This window comes from Flavobacterium sp. SOK18b (assembly GCF_014156605.1).
GTDB lineage: Bacteria > Bacteroidota > Bacteroidia > Flavobacteriales > Flavobacteriaceae > Flavobacterium > Flavobacterium tiangeerense.
Map to the genome: position 1 here is coordinate 33,181 of NZ_QKNZ01000035.1, position 17,962 is coordinate 51,142.

The 17,962-nt window shown below is 33.1% G+C and carries 15 protein-coding genes; 11 read left to right on the forward strand and 4 right to left on the reverse strand.

Annotated features, from left to right (window positions below; all coding sequences use genetic code 11):
• Nucleotides 1–761: 761 nt before the first annotated feature.
• From DNC80_RS07155 to DNC80_RS15985, 4 genes are read right to left on the reverse strand one after another with little or no spacing between them, the layout of a single operon-like run.
• Nucleotides 762–1,985 carry a hypothetical protein gene (locus DNC80_RS07155; RefSeq protein ID WP_086455350.1) on the reverse strand — a complete coding sequence of 408 codons (1,224 nt, stop codon included), beginning with the start codon at nt 1,983–1,985 and terminating at the stop codon, nt 762–764.
• Nucleotides 1,982–2,422, reverse strand: coding sequence for a ubiquinol-cytochrome c reductase iron-sulfur subunit (locus DNC80_RS07160; RefSeq protein WP_086455349.1), 441 nt, complete (start codon nt 2,420–2,422; stop codon nt 1,982–1,984). The genes DNC80_RS07155 and DNC80_RS07160 overlap by 4 nt, the downstream gene beginning before the upstream one ends.
• A gap of 2 nt (nt 2,423–2,424) precedes the next feature.
• Nucleotides 2,425–3,063, reverse strand: a complete 639-nt coding sequence (locus DNC80_RS15980) for a di-heme oxidoredictase family protein (protein WP_255493189.1) — start codon at nt 3,061–3,063, stop codon at nt 2,425–2,427.
• Nucleotides 3,005–3,622 (reverse strand): di-heme oxidoredictase family protein, encoded by a 618-nt coding sequence (locus DNC80_RS15985; RefSeq protein WP_255493191.1) that lies wholly within the window; start codon nt 3,620–3,622, stop codon nt 3,005–3,007. The genes DNC80_RS15980 and DNC80_RS15985 overlap by 59 nt, the downstream gene beginning before the upstream one ends.
• 131 nt (nt 3,623–3,753) lie before the next feature.
• Between DNC80_RS15985 and DNC80_RS07170 the strand changes: the two genes are divergently transcribed.
• From DNC80_RS07170 to DNC80_RS07220, 11 genes are all read left to right on the forward strand, one after another.
• Nucleotides 3,754–4,068 (forward strand): DUF6660 family protein, encoded by a 315-nt coding sequence (locus tag DNC80_RS07170; RefSeq protein ID WP_225872936.1) that lies wholly within the window; start codon nt 3,754–3,756, stop codon nt 4,066–4,068.
• Between the two features lie 96 nt (nt 4,069–4,164).
• Nucleotides 4,165–8,484: a CusA/CzcA family heavy metal efflux RND transporter gene (locus tag DNC80_RS07175; protein ID WP_086454895.1), complete on the forward strand. Its 4,320-nt coding sequence runs from the start codon at nt 4,165–4,167 to the stop codon at nt 8,482–8,484.
• 11 nt (nt 8,485–8,495) lie between these two features.
• A complete protein-coding gene (locus tag DNC80_RS07180; RefSeq protein WP_024981662.1) occupies nt 8,496–9,746 on the forward strand; it encodes an efflux RND transporter periplasmic adaptor subunit in 1,251 nt (416 codons plus the stop codon).
• 61 nt (nt 9,747–9,807) lie between these two features.
• Entirely contained in the window at nt 9,808–9,981 is a 174-nt protein-coding gene (locus DNC80_RS07185) for a hypothetical protein (RefSeq protein WP_165930050.1), read from the forward strand.
• Nucleotides 9,962–10,636 (forward strand): DUF1345 domain-containing protein, encoded by a 675-nt coding sequence (locus DNC80_RS07190; RefSeq protein WP_086454894.1) that lies wholly within the window; start codon nt 9,962–9,964, stop codon nt 10,634–10,636. Before DNC80_RS07185 ends, DNC80_RS07190 begins: the two co-directional genes overlap by 20 nt.
• Nucleotides 10,637–10,830: 194 nt before the next feature.
• A complete protein-coding gene (locus DNC80_RS07195; protein WP_166137781.1) occupies nt 10,831–11,088 on the forward strand; it encodes a heavy metal-binding domain-containing protein in 258 nt (85 codons plus the stop codon).
• Between the two features lie 290 nt (nt 11,089–11,378).
• A complete protein-coding gene (locus DNC80_RS07200; RefSeq protein ID WP_086455356.1) occupies nt 11,379–12,011 on the forward strand; it encodes a phosphatase PAP2 family protein in 633 nt (210 codons plus the stop codon).
• 279 nt (nt 12,012–12,290) lie between these two features.
• Complete coding sequence (locus tag DNC80_RS07205; protein WP_182650440.1) at nt 12,291–14,252, forward strand: LTA synthase family protein; 1,962 nt, start codon at nt 12,291–12,293, stop codon at nt 14,250–14,252.
• 61 nt (nt 14,253–14,313) lie between these two features.
• Nucleotides 14,314–15,183 carry a bestrophin family protein gene (locus tag DNC80_RS07210; protein ID WP_131910601.1) on the forward strand — a complete coding sequence of 290 codons (870 nt, stop codon included), beginning with the start codon at nt 14,314–14,316 and terminating at the stop codon, nt 15,181–15,183.
• Nucleotides 15,184–15,193: 10 nt separating this feature from the next.
• Complete coding sequence (locus tag DNC80_RS07215; protein ID WP_086452997.1) at nt 15,194–15,661, forward strand: MgtC/SapB family protein; 468 nt, start codon at nt 15,194–15,196, stop codon at nt 15,659–15,661.
• A 36-nt stretch (nt 15,662–15,697) separates the two neighbouring features.
• Nucleotides 15,698–17,794: a heavy metal translocating P-type ATPase gene (locus tag DNC80_RS07220; RefSeq protein WP_086452996.1), complete on the forward strand. Its 2,097-nt coding sequence runs from the start codon at nt 15,698–15,700 to the stop codon at nt 17,792–17,794.
• Nucleotides 17,795–17,962: the final 168 nt, after the last annotated feature.

Sequence of the window (17,962 nt, forward strand, 5' to 3'; positions counted from 1 at the left end):
TAAATGAAAAGTAAATTTTTATGAATATGGGCAAGAATGGTAAAACCGCAAAATATCCTTTAACTCATTTCAGTCTAACGGTTAAAAAAAAAATTGAATAAATCGATTTTATTTCTCATCGTGAATAGAATTCTCTCTCTCCTCTACCTCCTTTACTGTGCGTTTAAAATTAAACTTTTTTGGAATAATTAGATTAATGATGGTATAAAAAAAGCTCATAAGTAGAAATAATATTCCTGTTTATATTTCTGTATGTCAACACAGAAAAAGGACAATTATTAAAATTACCCAACTTAATAGAACATTTCACAGAACAGACCACGAAGTGAAAAAACTGAAACTGTCTGCGCTAGTTCCTAATAAACAGGTAATAAAAACTATACAAGAGGGGACATTAACTTTCCACTTGTTTTACAAATATGGTAGATAGTGTTTTGGATATGCCATGAGTTATCCCACACAACTTATGAATACTATAAAGGTGCAGCGTTCGGCGCGTACAATGCAGTCACTGGGTATTCCCAAAATATCCAAAATTAACAAAAGATGATGAAGCCAAACTAACCTCTATTTGATGGTTAGCACAGGACAGATAAGCACGCAATCGACTTTTAATCTTTGTTTGGAATTTTTCAATAAAGTTTCGGACGCACTAATCCTTAAATTAAGCAACCAGAGGCTGTCCGAAAATTACTTTTCGGACAGCCTCTGGTTTATATTATTTATAATTGTCGATAGATAGAATTAGTCTATAAAAATCCCTAAAAATAAGTTGAAACTCCAACACTAAATCCATCGGTAGTAGCCGGTGGGTTTCCTAAAATATCGGTTTGTTTCTGAAAGCGATAATTTAGTCTAAAAACAGTCTGTGAGGTAGGACGGAAACTTAACGCAGGCATGATGCTCCAAATATCTTCTGCAATATTCCCACTAGTTTCGTTAAAGGTTCCAACGTTCCAATCAACATATTCCAGTCGACAAGCTAAGTTTAACACAACATTTTCCCAACCTAAAACATTTTTTGTAAGTAAAGGTTGAACGATATCGATAAATCCTCCAAATTGCTTATTGCCAAATTGTTGGCCATACGTTTCCGGAACATCTACTTTAACCCATGCCAATTCTGAAGTTATAAACGTTTTAATTTTAGGAAGCGTTGTGTTAAAGTCTAATGCATAAATATCGACACGTCGTTTTTTGTCTAAAATTATTCCTTCATCTTGAAATTTATTGTAAACGCCCCCCATATAGGAGAGTCCTAATTCACCAATTTTACTGTTTCGAATAGCGATTTTACTAGTAAATAAAGGTAATCCGCTATTTATTTCTTCAAAACGTTCTGGATTGTTTTTGGCAGCTGGCAGAAAAGTTTTGTTCTCTGTGTTTTCAATTATCGAGTTATCAAAACTTCCTGAGAAATAAGCTTCATAGCCAATCATCCAATTCTTCGAGTATTTTTTTCCAAAAAGCCCAGCCCCAGCATTACTAAAAGTACTCGGTAACATTTGTGTTGCTGAAATGGGTCTGTCGGTAAATTCCCATTTTGGACCATCATGATTCTGATTGAAAGCCCCAATAGGATTCATGATTATTCCTCCTCTAAAATTAACCAAGGGATTAAATTCAACATCCACAGAGGCGAATTCTATAGCGATTTCCTTTCCACCTTCTTCAAATTCGATCTCGCTTAAAAATTTCACACGTTTGCTGATTGCCGATGACATAAAAATGGTTAATCGTCTGGCTTGAAATTGATGTCCTTCGGAAACGCCATCGGTGGAAAGGCGTTGCCAATTAGCTTCCAGATAACCTCCAACGGCTATGGGTGTTTTTCCAATATTTAAAAAAGGACGATTATAAACAGCATCCATATTTAAAGCTTGTTTTGTACTGTCTTTAGACGTCCTTTTTAGTAAAACAGGGTCGATTTGTGAATAGAAATTTATAGAAAATAAAAATGTTATGCATAGGAGTTTTAGTCTCATTTTAATGATATTTTAAGGGTGCCGTTATCTATTATGATCGGAAAATTTCGTAAATTTCTATCAGCCGGGCCGTTTTCTAAACTTCCTTTGTTGCTAAATTCACTTCCATGTGCCGGACATTGTAATTTATCTCCAAAAACCTGCAGTTCTGCTCCTTGATGAGTGCATTGCATAAATAGTGCGCTATAATTATTCGCGTCAAAACGATAAACACAAATAGGATGGGTCAGTTTTTCGTTTTGTATGATTACGTATTTTTTATATTCTATGATTCCCTTATTTTTGATTTCAAAATCAGTCAATGGAACTAGAATATCTGAACCTTTTATCTCTTTTTCCAAAATTTTAGATGTGCTGCAGCTTTGTAATAAAGTAAGAGTTGAAATTCCTGCTAAACAACCAAAACCACATGTTTTTAAAAAATCTTTTCTGTTCATAATTACAATGATTTTATAAATTTTAGTAATGCCTCTCTGTCTGATTGTGAAAGATTTTGATAGCCTGTTTTACTGTTGTTTGCTTCGCCACCATGCATTAAAATGGCACTTTCAATACTATTTGCTCTACCATCGTGCATTAAGAAATAGTTCCCTCCTTGTGCGTCTTCAGAAAGCCCTATTCCCCATAGTGGTGGTGTTCTCCATTCGTAAGTTTTTGCGCTTCCTTCAGTATAACCATCGTCTAAACCGCTTCCCATATCGTGTAATAACAAATCGGTGTAAGGAGCGAATGTTTTATTTGAAAGGGCCTTAATAGGTGAATAACCTGTTTTCAATTCAGATTTATGACAGCTTGCGCAATTAATTTGGTTAAAAATGGTTGCTCCTTGTTTAACAACTGCATCACCTTGATTGCGTTGAATTGGTGCTTTTAATGTTTGCAAGTAAAAAACAACGTCGTTTACGGTACTTGTCGCAATTTCAGGATCAATTTCCAGATTAGTATAAACGTCAATAGGATTGAATATAGAGGTAATTCCGATGTCTTGGTTGTAAGCATTTACGGTTTGGTGCAATAAATCAAAAGCCGCGGCTTTTTTGCCAAAACGGCCTATATTTTCCGTTTTGAGAAACAGCATTTGATGTTGGGATTACAAAGTCAGGAATGTCTATCCAGTTTGGAACACCCGATATTCCATCGCCATTAACGTCATTAGGATCTGCCATTGCCAGGATAGTTGCATCTGTAACAGATTCTAAAAATCCTAAACCTGTATTTGCTGGTGGCGTAAATTTAGCAAAAGTAGCTCCAGATGGGATTTGTTCGGGTAAAAATCCGGGTAGCGATCTATTTTGTAATTGTGGGCCACCTTGGTTTAGGAACAAGTTTCCTGTTTCATCAATTTGTCCAAAACGGGTAAGTGTGGTAGAGGGGTGTCCTTTACCGTCGCCAGCATGACAACTGATACAGCTTGACGCAACAAAGGTAGGACCAAGTCCTGTTTCACGGGTAAAAACCTCATTGAATGCCGCATCACCTTTTAAGAAACGTGCTAACTCTTCATGGGAGAGCCCTTCAACGGTTCCATCTAAAACTTCATCATCAGCAGGAATTTCAGTATAATTTTCATCACAAGATGTGAATAACAGGATCAAGAGTATTGGTATAACCCAAAAAAAAAAGTGTATTGTTTTCATTTGCATAAATTAAATTTTAGGCAAAGCTAAATAAATATTTCGTATTAAATAAAAATAAAAATATAATAATAAAAATTAATTAATCCCTAAATCATATAAATTTTATTGTTACTTTTGTATTAGTGAAATGGATGAACCTCATACTATCAATTTATCTAACAGCACTTTCATTTTTGCCTTGTGCTGATTTGGAAGTAAATAGTTTGGTACATACATCAAAGGAACTTTCCTCCTATAAAGAAAACCATTCCCACAATAAAGAAAAAGATTTGTGTTCTCCTTTCTGCGCTTGCAATTGTTGTGGAGTGCAAATATTAAGTCATTTTCCAATTAAATTCGATTTTCCTTTAATTTCTGCGGTTATAAAAACCAAAGAGCCATTCTATAAATCTATTTTTGCTTCCAATTTCTTCGGAAGTATTTGGCAACCGCCTCAAATAGCATAATGATGCCCGAGTAATTTCGGGTTAGAAAATTGTGACCTTTTCACAAATAATGGCAAATATTCTATTTGCTGATTTCTAATTCATTATAATATTTCAATGTTAGACAAAATCATACAATTTAGTATAAAGAACAAGTTCATTATACTCTTATTTACCCTTGTGCTTATAGCCTGGGGAAGTTATTCTATTAAAAATTTACCGCTGGATGCCTTGCCAGATGTAACTAATAATCAAGTACAAATAATTACTACTGCCCCTACTTTAGCAAGTCAGGAAGTAGAACAATTAATTACCTATCCACTCGAACAAGCTGTAAAAACGATTCCAAAAGTAATTGAATTACGAAGCATTTCTCGTTTTGGATTATCTGTGGTAACTGTTGTTTTCAAAGACGATGTAGATATATATTGGGCAAGAGAGCAAATTTTTCAACGCTTAAAGCAAGCTGAAGAAAACATACCTAAATATGCAGGTTCTCCAGAATTAGGACCTATTTCTACAGGTCTAGGAGAAATATATCAATACGATGTATATGCCAAAAAAGGCTATGAAGATAAATACGATGCCGTAAAATTACGAACCATTCAGGATTGGATTATCACTCCACAATTACAGGGTATTGAAGGTGTTGCCGAAGTCAGTACCTGGGGAGGAAAATTAAAACAATACGAAGTGGCTATTAATCCAAATAAACTAAATAGTTTAGGAATAACCATTACCGATATTTTTGAGGCTTTAGAAAAAAATAATCAAAACACAGGCGGTGCTTACATTGAAAAAGACCAATACTCTTATTTCATTCGTGGTGTTGGTATGGCTACAGGCATCAAAGATTTAGAAAATATAGTGGTTGCCAATAAAAACGGTGCACCTATTTTAATTCGAAATGTAGCCGAAGTTAGAGAAGGTGTAGCACTACGTTATGGGGCATCTACTAAAGACGGAAAAGGAGAAATTGTATGTGGAATGGCTCTTATGCTAAAAGGAGAAAATTCAAGTGCAGTTGTCAATAGAGTAAAAGAAAAAATGGATCAGATCAACAAAACTCTTCCAGAGGGAGTGGTTGCTGAAGCTTTTATCGATAGAGGAAAATTAGTAGATAGTGCCATAGGAACTGTTACTAAAAACCTATTGGAAGGTGCATTAATAGTAATATTTGTATTGATCTTATTTCTTGGAAATCTTCGTGCAGGACTAATTGTAGCATCTGTAATTCCATTATCAATGCTTTTCGCTGTGATTTTGATGAATACCTTTGGAGTAAGCGGAAATCTAATGAGTTTAGGAGCAATCGATTTTGGAATTATTGTCGATGGTGCGGTTATAATTGTCGAAGCAACAATGCATCATTTGCAAAAACTCAAAAGAAAAAAAGATTTATCCCAATCTGAAATGGATGAAGAGGTATATCAATCGGCTTCCAAAATTAGAAACAGTGCCGCTTTTGGGGAAATAATTATCTTAATCGTGTATTTGCCAATCCTGGCATTAGTTGGCACAGAAGGTAAAATGTTCCGACCAATGGCAATGACAGTAGGATTTGCAGTAATAGGTGCATTTGTTATGTCTTTAACTTATGTACCAATGATGAGTGCGATGTTCTTATCCAAAAATACAGAACACAAAACCAATTTTAGTGATAGAATGATGGCTTGGTTCGAGGGAATATATACCCCGTTTTTAGAAAAAGCATTGCGTTTCAAAAAAGCAGTTTTGGCAATTTCATTAGGTCTATTTGTATTGGCGCTAGTAATTTTTCAAAATATGGGTGGCGAATTCATTCCAACAATTGAAGAAGGAGATTTAGCCTTAAATGCTACAATTATGACCGGAAGTTCGCTTTCGCAAATGGTAAAAACAACCACAGAATATGAAAAAATTCTAAAAGCTAAATTTCCCGAAATTAAAACCATAGTAACCAAAATTGGAAGTGGTGAAATTCCAACGGATCCAATGCCTATAGAAAGTGGGGATATGATTATTGTACTTAAAGACAAAAGTGAATGGACAGGTGATTACGACAATTGGGAAGATTTAGCCAATGCAATGAAAGAAGAAATGGAAGCCATTCCAGGTGCTAATATTGAAGTTTCACAACCAATTCAAATGCGATTCAACGAGTTAATGACCGGAAGCCGAAGTGATATAGCCATTAAAATTTTTGGTGATGATTTAGAAATTTTAGATACTAAAGCCAAAGAATTGATTGCTAAAGTCAATAATATTGAAGGCATTGGAGACTTAAAAGCAGATAAAGTAACAGGCTTACCGCAAATTACTGTAAAATACGATTACAATAAAATTGCATTATATGGTTTGAATATTACCGATATCAACCAAATCATCCGCTCTTCATTTGCAGGAGAAAGCGCAGGTAAAATCTATGAAGAAAGCAAACGATTTGATGTAGTGGTGAGAATGGATGCAGCTAGCCGAACAGATATTACAGATGTGAGTAATCTATTTATTCCTTTACCAAACGGACAACAAGTACCACTATCACAAGTAGCAACGGTTTCTTATGAGCAAGGCCCTGTTCAGGTTTCTCGTGAGAATGGTAAACGTAGAATTACTGTTGGATTAAACGTTCGTGGTCGAGATATAAAAAGCGTTGTCGAAGAAATTCAGGCTAAACTTGATAAAGATTTCAAACTTCCCCCAGGTTATTATGTTACTTATGGAGGACAATTCGAAAACTTGATTGAAGCTACTAAAAGACTTTCGGTTGCTTTACCTATTGCATTAGCATTAATAATGGTGCTGCTATATTTTACTTTCAATAGTATGAAACAATCTTTGCTAATATTTACCGCCATCCCATTATCAGCCATTGGAGGTGTTTTCGCACTATGGATGAGGGGAATGCCTTTCAGTATTTCGGCAGGAATTGGATTTATAGCCCTTTTCGGAATCGCAGTGTTAAACGGAATTGTATTGATTTCTTATTTCAATCAATTGAAATCTGAAGGAATAACCGATCCATTACAAAGAGTTTTAATGGGTACAAAAACACGGTTACGACCTGTTTTAATGACAGCTGCTGTTGCGTCTTTAGGATTTATGCCAATGGCATTATCCACCAGCGGTGGAGCTGAAGTACAAAAACCATTGGCAACGGTTGTTATTGGAGGATTATTATCGGCTACATTATTGACGTTGATTGTTTTACCAATACTTTATTTATTGTTTGAAAAAGGAATTAAAGCAAGAAGAAAAATAAAAACACCAATCGTTACCCTAATAGTTTTATTGATAAGTAGTTTTTCTTTTGCTCAAAATAGCCAGCCTATTTCATTACAAAAAGCTATCGAAATTGCAAAAACCAATAATATTGATTTAAAGATTGCTGATAAGGAAATTGAGAAACAAACGGTTCTGAAAAAGACAGCATTTCAAGCAGATCCTTTGCAAGTGCAATATCAGGGTGGGCAATTCAATAGTAAATATTATGATAGCAATGTTTCGATACAGCAGTATTTTCCAATTGGAAGAATTACAAAAGCCAATCGTCAATTGCAGGAAGAATTGGTGAAACTAGCTGAAAAACGAAAAGCATTATCCGAATATGAAATCGAAAAAGCAGTAACAATCGCCTACTATCAATATTTATATGGTGTTTCTGTACAAAAACTAAATGCAGATTTATTGGAAATTTATTCTAAATTCCTAAAGAATGCAGAACTACGTTTTGAAACAGGCGAAAGCGGAAAAATTGAAGTAATCAGTGCCAAAGCAAAGTCAAAAGAAATAGAAACACAGCAAGCGCAACTCGAATTTGATTTGGCAATTTACCAAAAACAATTACAATTTTTTATTCAAACGGAAGAGAATATTGTACCCGATAGTACAACGCCAATGCAATATTCATTTCAACCGAATGAAAACCAATCCAAAGTAGAAACGTTGGTAACCGATTATTATACACAGCAAATTTCGGTGTATCAAAAAGAAGCCAATACTTTTAAAGCATTGCGAACACCAAAATTAGGATTAGGTTATTTTGGACAAACCATTGATACCAAATCTTATTTTCAAGGGTTTACGGCAGGTTTACAAATTCCTTTATTTGGTGGGGTAAATTCAGCTAAAGCTAAAGCATCTGCTATCAGTATTTCGCAATCCCAATTAGAATTAGACAAAAATAAATTGACTTTGAAATTACAAATGCAGGAATTGAAAAATGATTTCGAAAAGCAACAAAAAGCATTAGATTATTATCAAAAGGAAGGTTTGCTATATGCAGAACAAATAATTGCAACGGCTCAAAAAAGTTATGCCAATGGTGATATGAGTTATTGGTATTACATCAGTTTTTTGAATCAGGCTATCGACATCAAAAAGCAAAATGCCGAAGCTACCAATGCTTATAATCAAAGTGCTATTCAATTGCAATTTCCATCTATTTCTAACAAATAAAATTTCTCAAAATGAAAAATATAAATTCAAAATTCAAAATTTTCTTAATACTTAATACTTTATTCTTACTACTTCTCACCTCTTGTGGAGAAAAGAAAACAGAAGAAGCAGGTCACGAAGAAGAAAAATCAGAAAACGAAGTAGCATTAACAGCCTTACAATTCAAAACAGTTGGTATTCAAACAGGTTCTGTAGAAAACAGGAATCTTAATTTAGTGATTAAAGCCAATGGATATACGACAGTTCCACCACAAAATATGGCTAACATTTCAACCTTAATTGGAGGAACGGTTAAGGATATTTTTGTTTTAGAAGGCACGTATGTAAACAAAGGAAAAGTACTGGCAACTATTCAAAATTTAGAAGTAGTTGGAATGCAGGAAGATTATAATTCGGCTGTTGCCAATATTGAATACCTGCAATTAGAATACAATCGCCAGAAGACATTAACTGATGAAAATGTAAACCCTAGAAAAGTACTTCAGGAAGTAAAATCAAAACTAGCTGTTGAAAGAGCCAGAGCAAAAGCTGCAAAAAACAAATTGCAAGCCCTGAATATGAGTACAAGCGGATCAAGTTTGGTACCGATAGTTTCACCAATATCCGGTTATGTTGGAAAAATCAGCATTGCCAAAGGAGCATTTGCCGAAACAGGAATAACCCTTTTTGAAGTCGTGGATAATAGCCAGATGCACTTGGACTTAAACGTTTATGAAAAAGATTTGGAATCAATTTCTGTGGGGCAAACGATAGACTTTATTTTGACTAATCAAGGAAACAAATCCATTAAAGGAAAAATATTTGGTATCAATAAATCCTTTTCAAATGAAAGCAAAACCGTTGCTGTTCACGCCAAAATTAATCCAGCTGATTCCAAAGATTTAATTTCTGGAATGTATGTTTCTGCCAATATCAATATTAAAAATGCAACCGTCCCTGCCCTACCCAAAGATGCTGTTGTAAAAAATGGAGATAAATACTTTGTCTATATCCAAGAAGAACACGAAGAAAAAGCCACAGGTAAAAAAGCAGAAGCTCACGAACACAAAGAAGGCGAAGCACATTCTGAAGAAGCTGTTGGCGAGGAAGAAGGACACAACGAAGTACATTTCAAAGCAATAGAAGTTGTACCAGGAACAACAGATTTAGGGTATACCGAAGTGAAATTTGTTGAAGCAATTCCTGCCGATGCAAAAATTGTAATTAAAGGAGCTTTTTATTTACTGTCTGCTATGAAAGGTGGCGGTGAGCATACACATTAATAAGTAGTTTAAGAAGCATTAGTAAATTTTATTCACAACAATAGCTCGAATCGAACGAAGTGTGATAAAAAATATCCTAAAACGTTATGGGCAATTAGAAAATTTAAGACTATCTAAAACCGCTAGTATTATTTGTATTGGCGGTTGTGATAGTAAATTAATTGATGAAGACTATGCCCCCAAAATAATATTAGAAAAATCATTAATTGCTGAATATGAAAACAACAAAATATAGTTTTCTGCGAAATACTAGCGGAATAAAAAAGATAATAATTTGTCTTACCTTATCATTATTGTTGTATTTCATTTTACTGTTTTTTAAAATTGATATTAAAAACAGGATAATTTTATCCTGGGATATCTTTTGTCTTTCTCTAATTATATTTAGCTGGGCATTGTTTTTTACTACCACAAATAAAGATCTATGTGAGGTGGTAGATCGTCAGGATGATGGACTTAAAGTGATTTTTACGATAGTGCTCATTGCTGTTTGTGTTAGTTTGTTTGGTACTTTACTTCTTTTAAAAGGTACAGAAGAATCGTCCTTTAACAGAATATTTGATGCAATCGTTTCATTATCGCCCATTTTAGTGTCGTGGACATTGCTTCATACAATTTTTACAATTCGGTATGCACACTTATATCACGACCATAATCAATTAAAAACGGGTAGTAATGTTGGAGGTATCAAATTTCCTTGTAAGGAGGAGCCTGATTATATTGATTTCGCCTATTTCTCATTCGTAATTGGTATGACATTTCAAGTTTCAGATGTCCAAGTAAGCTCAAAGGTTATCAGAAGATTTGTTTTGTTGCACAGTCTAATTTCATTTGCGTTCAATACAATTATTGTGGCACTGACTATTAATAGTATTGCCAGTTTTAAATAACTATTTAATATAAAAAATTTAGAAAATGAACAAAAGACTCAATTGTTGGAAGTGTGTATTAATGCTTTCAGGTTTGCTTGGAATGGCTACCATTTTTTCATAATAACATTAACGAAGGATCAAATTAGGGTTTTAAATAATTCCTATTTGCACTCTCTTTTATATAATTTAAGAAACATTTTAAATCTAATTTGATGAAAAAATTAATCATACTAGGAATTATAAATATTGCAATAATGACGATTGTTTTTTCCTGTAAAGAAGAGAAAAAAGTACAAAAGGTTCATATTCACAAAAAGGCAGAAGCCCATATGATAGTCTACGAATGCCCTATGAAATGTGAAAAAGGGAAATTTTATGACATTTCTGGAAAATGTCCTGTTTGCAAAATGTCATTAATAAAAATTGAACACGAAGAAAATAAAAACCATTTAGAACATAATCATAAATAACTAAAAAAGAAACACCAACACAAATATGATGCAAACAGTAAACAGCTTTGGTGCAGACAGGAAGAAAAAATAAATCACCAAACAAACAATCAGGTTGTTCTATTCACAATGATTCAGAAAATCATTCTGATGATGTTCATAAACGCTAAAGCGAAAGAAATGTCTGCCGAAGATAAATAAAACGGCTGTTCGCACGATCTAGAGCACAAGCATTAAAAAGTAGAACATAAATGAGTATTGTTTTCTGTATCCATTTGCATTATAAAAATTTTGATTAAAAAGACAGAAGAATGAAAAACAAAATAAATTTGTTACAAATAACCAATTTAGCGGTGTTGTTTTTTTGCATAAACTTTGCAAATGCCCAGAATTTAGACATTGATGTTTTAAGAAACATAAATCATAATAGGAACAAATCACTGGATCCAGCATCAAAAGGAATTACAAATAGTCTAGCTCCTGTAAGTATTGGAACTCCAATTATTATGTACTCTGTCGGATTGATAATGAAAGATAGTACAGTCAAAAAGAAAGCTATTTTTATTGGAGAAGCCTTTTTGGCTTCAGGATTTATAACATTTGCTTTAAAAAAAACAGTAAATAGAGAACGACCATTTGTAACTTATCCAGATATTGAGCAAGTTACAACAGCAACCGGACCTTCTTTCCCATCAGGGCACGCTTCTTTAGCTTTTGCAACTGCCACTTCCTTGAGTATGGCGTATCCAAAATGGTACATTATTGCTCCTTCGTTTGCGTGGGCAAGTGCAGTAAGCTATTCTCGTATGGTATTGGGTGTTCATTATCCAAGTGACGTGTTAGCTGGCGCAATCATAGGAAGCGGATCAGCTTATCTTTCCTATAAATTGAATAAATGGGTTAATAAAAAACAGAGGAAAAAAATCCCACAACTTTGGGAATAAATAGTTCTTTTTATTTAAAATCAAATACTTATGTTTTATATATAGTAAAAATAAAAAGGTTACAAACATTCTAAAACGAAAGAAATACCCAACATCTGCAATGAAGTCTTTAAAAAACTTAAACCTATCCCAAACTGCCAGTATCATTGATGATTTTGAAAACTATTTCAAGGCAGTAGAACCGATTAGGCAATGCTTTTAGGAAGTACATTTCTTTTAATAAAAGATGAAGGAGAAATGGTCTCTGGATTCTCATAACTAAAAATACAATTTAAAAAAATGAAAAATATATTTAACAAACGATTTTCATTACTATATTCATTTATATCAACTTATGTTCTGATTTCTTTCGGGATAAGAATTTCCCTTTATGCTTTATCATTTGATGATATTGATTTTTCTCTTATTTCAATTATCAAAATTTTCAGTTTAGGATTTTTCTTTGACCTATCAGTAGCTTTGTTTTTTTCTACAATTTATTATTCATATCTACTTGCTTTACCTTCAAAACTTGTCGGTGGCATACTTGATAAGGTAATTACTTATTTTTTAATGGGTATTTTACTATTCATTAGTATTTTTTCTTTTGTTGCGGAATTTCCATTTTGGGAGGAATTCAATACAAGGTTTAACTTTATTGCTGTTGATTATTTAATATATACTTACGAAGTTTTTGAAAATATAAATCAATCCTATCCAATCCCATTAATAATTTTGGTTCTATTTACTTTAATCTTCATTATATATGTCATTTATAAGAAGAAAAATGTTTTTAGGGAAACATTCACAGAAAAACCAAAATTTAAAGAAAGGCTTTTTAATGTTTTACCTTTATTACTAGTAACATTACTTTTCACTTTTTTTGCAAAAAATAAACTTGCAGAATGGAGCATCAATAATTATGAAAATGAATTAAGCAAAAATGGTGTTTTCTCTTTTTTTTCAGCATTGCATTCAAACGAGTTAGATTATACAACATTTTATAAAACATTGCCTAACAAAGAAGCATATAAAATAGTAAAAAAGGAATTGCTTCAAAACAATCAAGAATTTACAAATCAAGAAAAAGATGCGATTACAAGAAACGTAAGTGGCTCAAAAGAACAAGCCCCTAACATAGTTTTAATTGCTATTGAAAGTTTTAGTGCCGATTTTTTAAAACAATTTGGAAACCAACAAAATCTAACACCTAATTATGAAGCATTAGCAAAAAACAGCATATTCTTTACTAATATGTATGCTACAGGTACAAGAACTGTTCGAGGTATGGAAGCACTCACTCTCTGCGTTCCACCAACACCAGGAAACAGTATTGTAAGAAGACCAAATAATGAAAGTATATTTTCAATAGCTACGATATTAAAAAAGAAAAATTATGATTTAAGTTTTATATATGGAGGCGATGGCTATTTTGATAATATGAACACTTTTTTTGGCGGTCAAGGGTTTAATATAATAGATAGAAACAGAGGAAATCCGCTATCTGATAATATTAAAACAAAACGATTTGCAATAGAAGACAACGAAGTAACATTTGAAAATGCTTGGGGAATTTGTGATGAAGATAGTTATACTCAATCTATAAAATATGCCAATATAAATTCAAAAAAAAACAAACCTTTTTTTCAATTTATAATGACAACATCTAACCATAAACCCTATTCATTTCCTAATGGAAGAATAAATATGGTACAAGGAAGTAGAGAAAGTGCAGTAAAATATACTGATTTTGCTTTAGGACAATATATCAAAAAAGTGAAAACAAAACCTTGGTTTTCAAATACAATTTTTGTAATTGTTGCTGACCATTGTGCCAATAGTGCTGGTAAATGGGAAATAAATATTGAAAATCATCATATTCCAGCAATGATTTACAATTTGAATAATCAAAAACAAAAAATCAATAAACTTGTATCGCAAATTGACCTAATGCCAACAGTATTTGGATATTTGAATTGGAATTATCAAACAGAACTTTATGGCAAAGATATTAATATAATGAAACCTAATGAAGAAAGAGCTTTAATTGGAAATTATAGAACATTAGGATTATTAAAGAATAAATATTTTACAGAAATAAATGACCGAAAAAAAGTAAATAATTATATATGGGATGCAGAAAAGAAAATAATGAAAAAAATAGAAAATAAAAATTTAATTGATTTAGAAAAATTAACTGTTTCTTATTACCAAACTGCGAGTGAACGATTCAAAAATGGTAAGATGAAACAAAGTAATTAATTATAAATGATTATGTTTTTGTTCTAGATGGATTTTGTCTAAATAATTAAAAAATTAATTTATGCTATTAAATAAAAGAATATCAATATTCACATTTTTGAAACAAATAAAATTTGACATAACTGCCATTCTAATCTATGCTATAGTAGTAGGAATTGCTGACCAGTACGGTTTTCTGTCAAAAATAGAAATACCAATTGCTATGAGTGCCATAATCGGAACTGCATTATCATTATTACTGGCTTTTAGAACAGCCCAAGCTTATGAAAGATGGTGGGAAGCAAGAATAATTTGGGGTGCAATAGTAAACGATTCAAGAACTTTAATACGTCAAGTAAAGCAATTTTTACCAGAAAAAGACACTAAAATTGTGCAGGATTTTGCGTACCGTCAAATAATTTGGTGTTATGTTTTAGGAGAATCGTTGCGAAAATTATCGTATTCAAAAAAAGTATACGACTATGTTAAAGAACATAAATTATCAAAAAACAACATCCCAAATGCAATAATTAATCAACATAGTGAAGCACTATCTAAACTAGAAATTAGCGATTTCAAGCAAATACAGATTGACAGTACTTTAAGTCGCTTGTGCGACTCTATGGGAAAATGCGAACGTATTAAAAACACCGTTTTTCCAAAATCATACAGCTTATTGGTACATTTTTTTATTTATGTTTTTGCCACGCTTTTACCATTTGGGTTAGATGATAAATATGTTTTAGTAGAAATATTTTTAACAGCTTTGATACCTATAATATTTATAGCCATAGAACGAACGGCAATTATATTACAAGATCCGTTCGAAAATGTAACAACCGACATTCCAATGACAAGTCTTGCAATAACAATAGAAATAAATATTAAAGAATTGATAGGCGATACAGATTTACCAATTGTAGAAAAGCCAAAATCGTTTTATATAATGTAATATATAAATTATGGATATAAATGCAGAATTAATTATTGTTTCCAAACTGATTGTCTCCTTTTTATTAGGAGGATTTATTGGTTTAGATAGAGAAAAACACTGTCAAGATGCAGGAATAAGAACGTATGCAGCCGTATGTATTGGCGCAACTTTGTTTACAGCTATTACAGCCCATTTGGTAAATAACCCAGCGGATACTTCAAGAGTAATTGCAAATATTGTAACAGGCGTTGGTTTTCTAGGTGCTGGAATTATTTATCGCAATTCTACTGCAGGAACATCACACGGATTAACAACAGCAGCAACCGTATGGTGTACATCAGCAGTTGGTGTTGCGGTAGGATTAGATATGTTTATTATAGCTATAATAGGTGCTTGCGCATTGTATTTTCTACTTTCATTACACCATCAAAAATGGTATATAAAATGGAAGCAAAATATGATAATAAAACACGGTAAGGAAAACGAAAATGATTAAATAAAATATTCTTAATTAATTTAAAATGATTAAAAAATGAAAAATACAGATCCAAAACACAAGCACACTTATGATGCTCAAGGTAAAATGACTTGCTGTTCACAAGAAGAAAAAATAAATAAAATGGCAGATAAGCAGGTAAAAAAGAAAACTAAAAAAGAAAGCTGTTGTAGCAACGAACACGATGATACAAAGGCTAAAAAAATAGTAAAGGACCAGCACAATCACGATGAGCATTCGGATGATGACGGACACGACCATTCAGGCGGTAATCAAACGACGTTTCAAATGTTCTTGCCAGCAGTTATAAGTTTTGTGCTATTACTCATTGCTATTGGTTTTGATAATTATTTTCCACAAACTTGGTTCACTGGCTGGGTCCGTATTTCTTGGTATGTAGTAGCTTATGCTCCTGTTGGTTTTCCGGTAATAAAAGAAGCTTTTGAAAGCATACGTAAAGGCGAAATCTTTTCAGAATTCCTATTAATGAGTATTGCTACAATCGGAGCATTCGCTATTGGTGAATATCCCGAAGGTGTTGCCGTAATGCTATTTTATGCCGTTGGCGAAGTATTTCAAACACTGGCAGTTCAAAGAGCAAAAAACAACATCAAATTATTGTTGGATCAAAGACCAGATACCGCTACAGTTATCAAAGAGGGCAATACTATTGATAAAAAAGCAGCTGAAATTGTCATTGGAGAAATAATCCAATTACGCCCAGGAGAAAAATTAGCACTCGACGGAAAATTACTTTCAGATAATGCTTCCTTAAACACAGCAGCATTAACAGGAGAAAGCAAACCAGATACAAAACAAAAAGGAGAAACCGTTCTTGCAGGAATGATTAACCTGAATACAGTTGTTCAAGTCGAAGTGACAACGGCTTACACTGATAGTAAGTTGTCAAAAATCCTTGAGATGGTGCAAGATGCCACGGCTAAAAAAGCACCTACCGAACTATTTATTCGAAAATTTGCTAAAATATACACCCCAATAGTTGTGTTTTTGGCAATCTGTATTTGTTTAGTTCCAATGATATTCATAGAAAATTATATCTTCAACGATTGGTTATACCGAGCTTTAGTTTTCTTGGTTATTTCCTGTCCTTGTGCGCTGGTAATTTCTATTCCTTTGGGATATTTTGGAGGTATTGGTGCAGCAAGTAAAAATGGAATTTTAGTAAAAGGCTCGAATTTTCTAGATATAATGGCATCTATTCAAACAGTAGTTATGGACAAAACTGGAACGCTGACCAAAGGCGTTTTTAAAGTTCAAAAAGTGGTAGCCGTTGATATTCCGGAAGCTGATTTAATAAAATTCACAGCAGCATTAGAAACCAAATCCACACATCCGGTAGGAACTGCTATTATTGAATATGCCAAAGGTTCAGAAAAAGAGGTAACAGTTACCGATGTCGAAGAAATTGCAGGACACGGATTGAAAGGTAATGTAGAAGGAAAAGAAATATTGGCAGGAAATGTAAAATTAATGAAGAAATTCAATATCAGTTACGATGCTGAAATCGACAACACACCATTTACAATAATAGTTATTGCCATCAATCAAAAATATGCAGGATACTTTCTAATTGCTGACGAAATAAAAGAAGATGCAAAAACAGCTATCGAAAGTTTGCATAAAATAAACATCAAAACCGTAATGCTTTCGGGAGATAAACAAGCCGTTGCAGATGCTGTTGCAAAAGAATTAAATATCGATCAAGCCTATGGCGATTTGTTACCTGAAAACAAAGTAGAAAAAGTAGAAGAATTGAAAAAGCAAAACCTTAAAATTGCCTTTGTTGGTGATGGTGTAAATGATGCGCCGGTTGTAGCCCTTGCCGATGCCGGAATTGCAATGGGTGGTTTAGGAAGCGATGCCACTATCGAGACCGCCGACATCGTTATTCAAAACGACCAGCCCACGAAAATTTTTACAGCAATAAATATTGGTAGAAAAACAAAACAAATCGTTTGGCAAAACATTGGGTTGGCATTCACAGTAAAAGCAATTGTACTGGTTCTTGGTGCCGGAGGTTTAGCCACCATGTGGGAAGCTGTTTTTGCCGATGTTGGTGTGGCTTTATTAGCTATTTTGAATGCAGTTAGAATACAGCGAATGAAGTTTTAAATCTGATATTAATAAGAAGCGTCCATTAATAGGGACGCTCTTTAAAATATTTATGATTTTTTTGGAGGTGCTTTTCCTCCTGCACAACAAGAACCATCTACACTACAAGATTTTTTCTCATTAGAGACTAGAACCATTACCCAATAAAATCAAAGTATTTTAAAAGTT

What these genes read in the sequence shown, in the direction of transcription:
- DNC80_RS07155 (WP_086455350.1), bottom strand. Translation starts at nt 1,985, where the DNA reads ATGAGACTAAAACTCCTATGCATAACATTTTTATTTTCTATAAATTTC.
- DNC80_RS07160 (WP_086455349.1), bottom strand. Translation starts at nt 2,422, where the DNA reads ATGAACAGAAAAGATTTTTTAAAAACATGTGGTTTTGGTTGTTTAGCA.
- DNC80_RS15980 (WP_255493189.1), bottom strand. Translation starts at nt 3,063, where the DNA reads ATGCTGTTTCTCAAAACGGAAAATATAGGCCGTTTTGGCAAAAAAGCC.
- DNC80_RS15985 (WP_255493191.1), bottom strand. Translation starts at nt 3,622, where the DNA reads ATGAAAACAATACACTTTTTTTTTTGGGTTATACCAATACTCTTGATC.
- DNC80_RS07170 (WP_225872936.1), top strand. Translation starts at nt 3,754, where the DNA reads ATGAACCTCATACTATCAATTTATCTAACAGCACTTTCATTTTTGCCT.
- DNC80_RS07175 (WP_086454895.1), top strand. Translation starts at nt 4,165, where the DNA reads ATGTTAGACAAAATCATACAATTTAGTATAAAGAACAAGTTCATTATA.
- DNC80_RS07180 (WP_024981662.1), top strand. Translation starts at nt 8,496, where the DNA reads ATGAAAAATATAAATTCAAAATTCAAAATTTTCTTAATACTTAATACT.
- DNC80_RS07190 (WP_086454894.1), top strand. Translation starts at nt 9,962, where the DNA reads ATGAAAACAACAAAATATAGTTTTCTGCGAAATACTAGCGGAATAAAA.
- DNC80_RS07195 (WP_166137781.1), top strand. Translation starts at nt 10,831, where the DNA reads ATGAAAAAATTAATCATACTAGGAATTATAAATATTGCAATAATGACG.
- DNC80_RS07200 (WP_086455356.1), top strand. Translation starts at nt 11,379, where the DNA reads ATGAAAAACAAAATAAATTTGTTACAAATAACCAATTTAGCGGTGTTG.
- DNC80_RS07205 (WP_182650440.1), top strand. Translation starts at nt 12,291, where the DNA reads ATGAAAAATATATTTAACAAACGATTTTCATTACTATATTCATTTATA.
- DNC80_RS07210 (WP_131910601.1), top strand. Translation starts at nt 14,314, where the DNA reads ATGCTATTAAATAAAAGAATATCAATATTCACATTTTTGAAACAAATA.
- DNC80_RS07215 (WP_086452997.1), top strand. Translation starts at nt 15,194, where the DNA reads ATGGATATAAATGCAGAATTAATTATTGTTTCCAAACTGATTGTCTCC.
- DNC80_RS07220 (WP_086452996.1), top strand. Translation starts at nt 15,698, where the DNA reads ATGAAAAATACAGATCCAAAACACAAGCACACTTATGATGCTCAAGGT.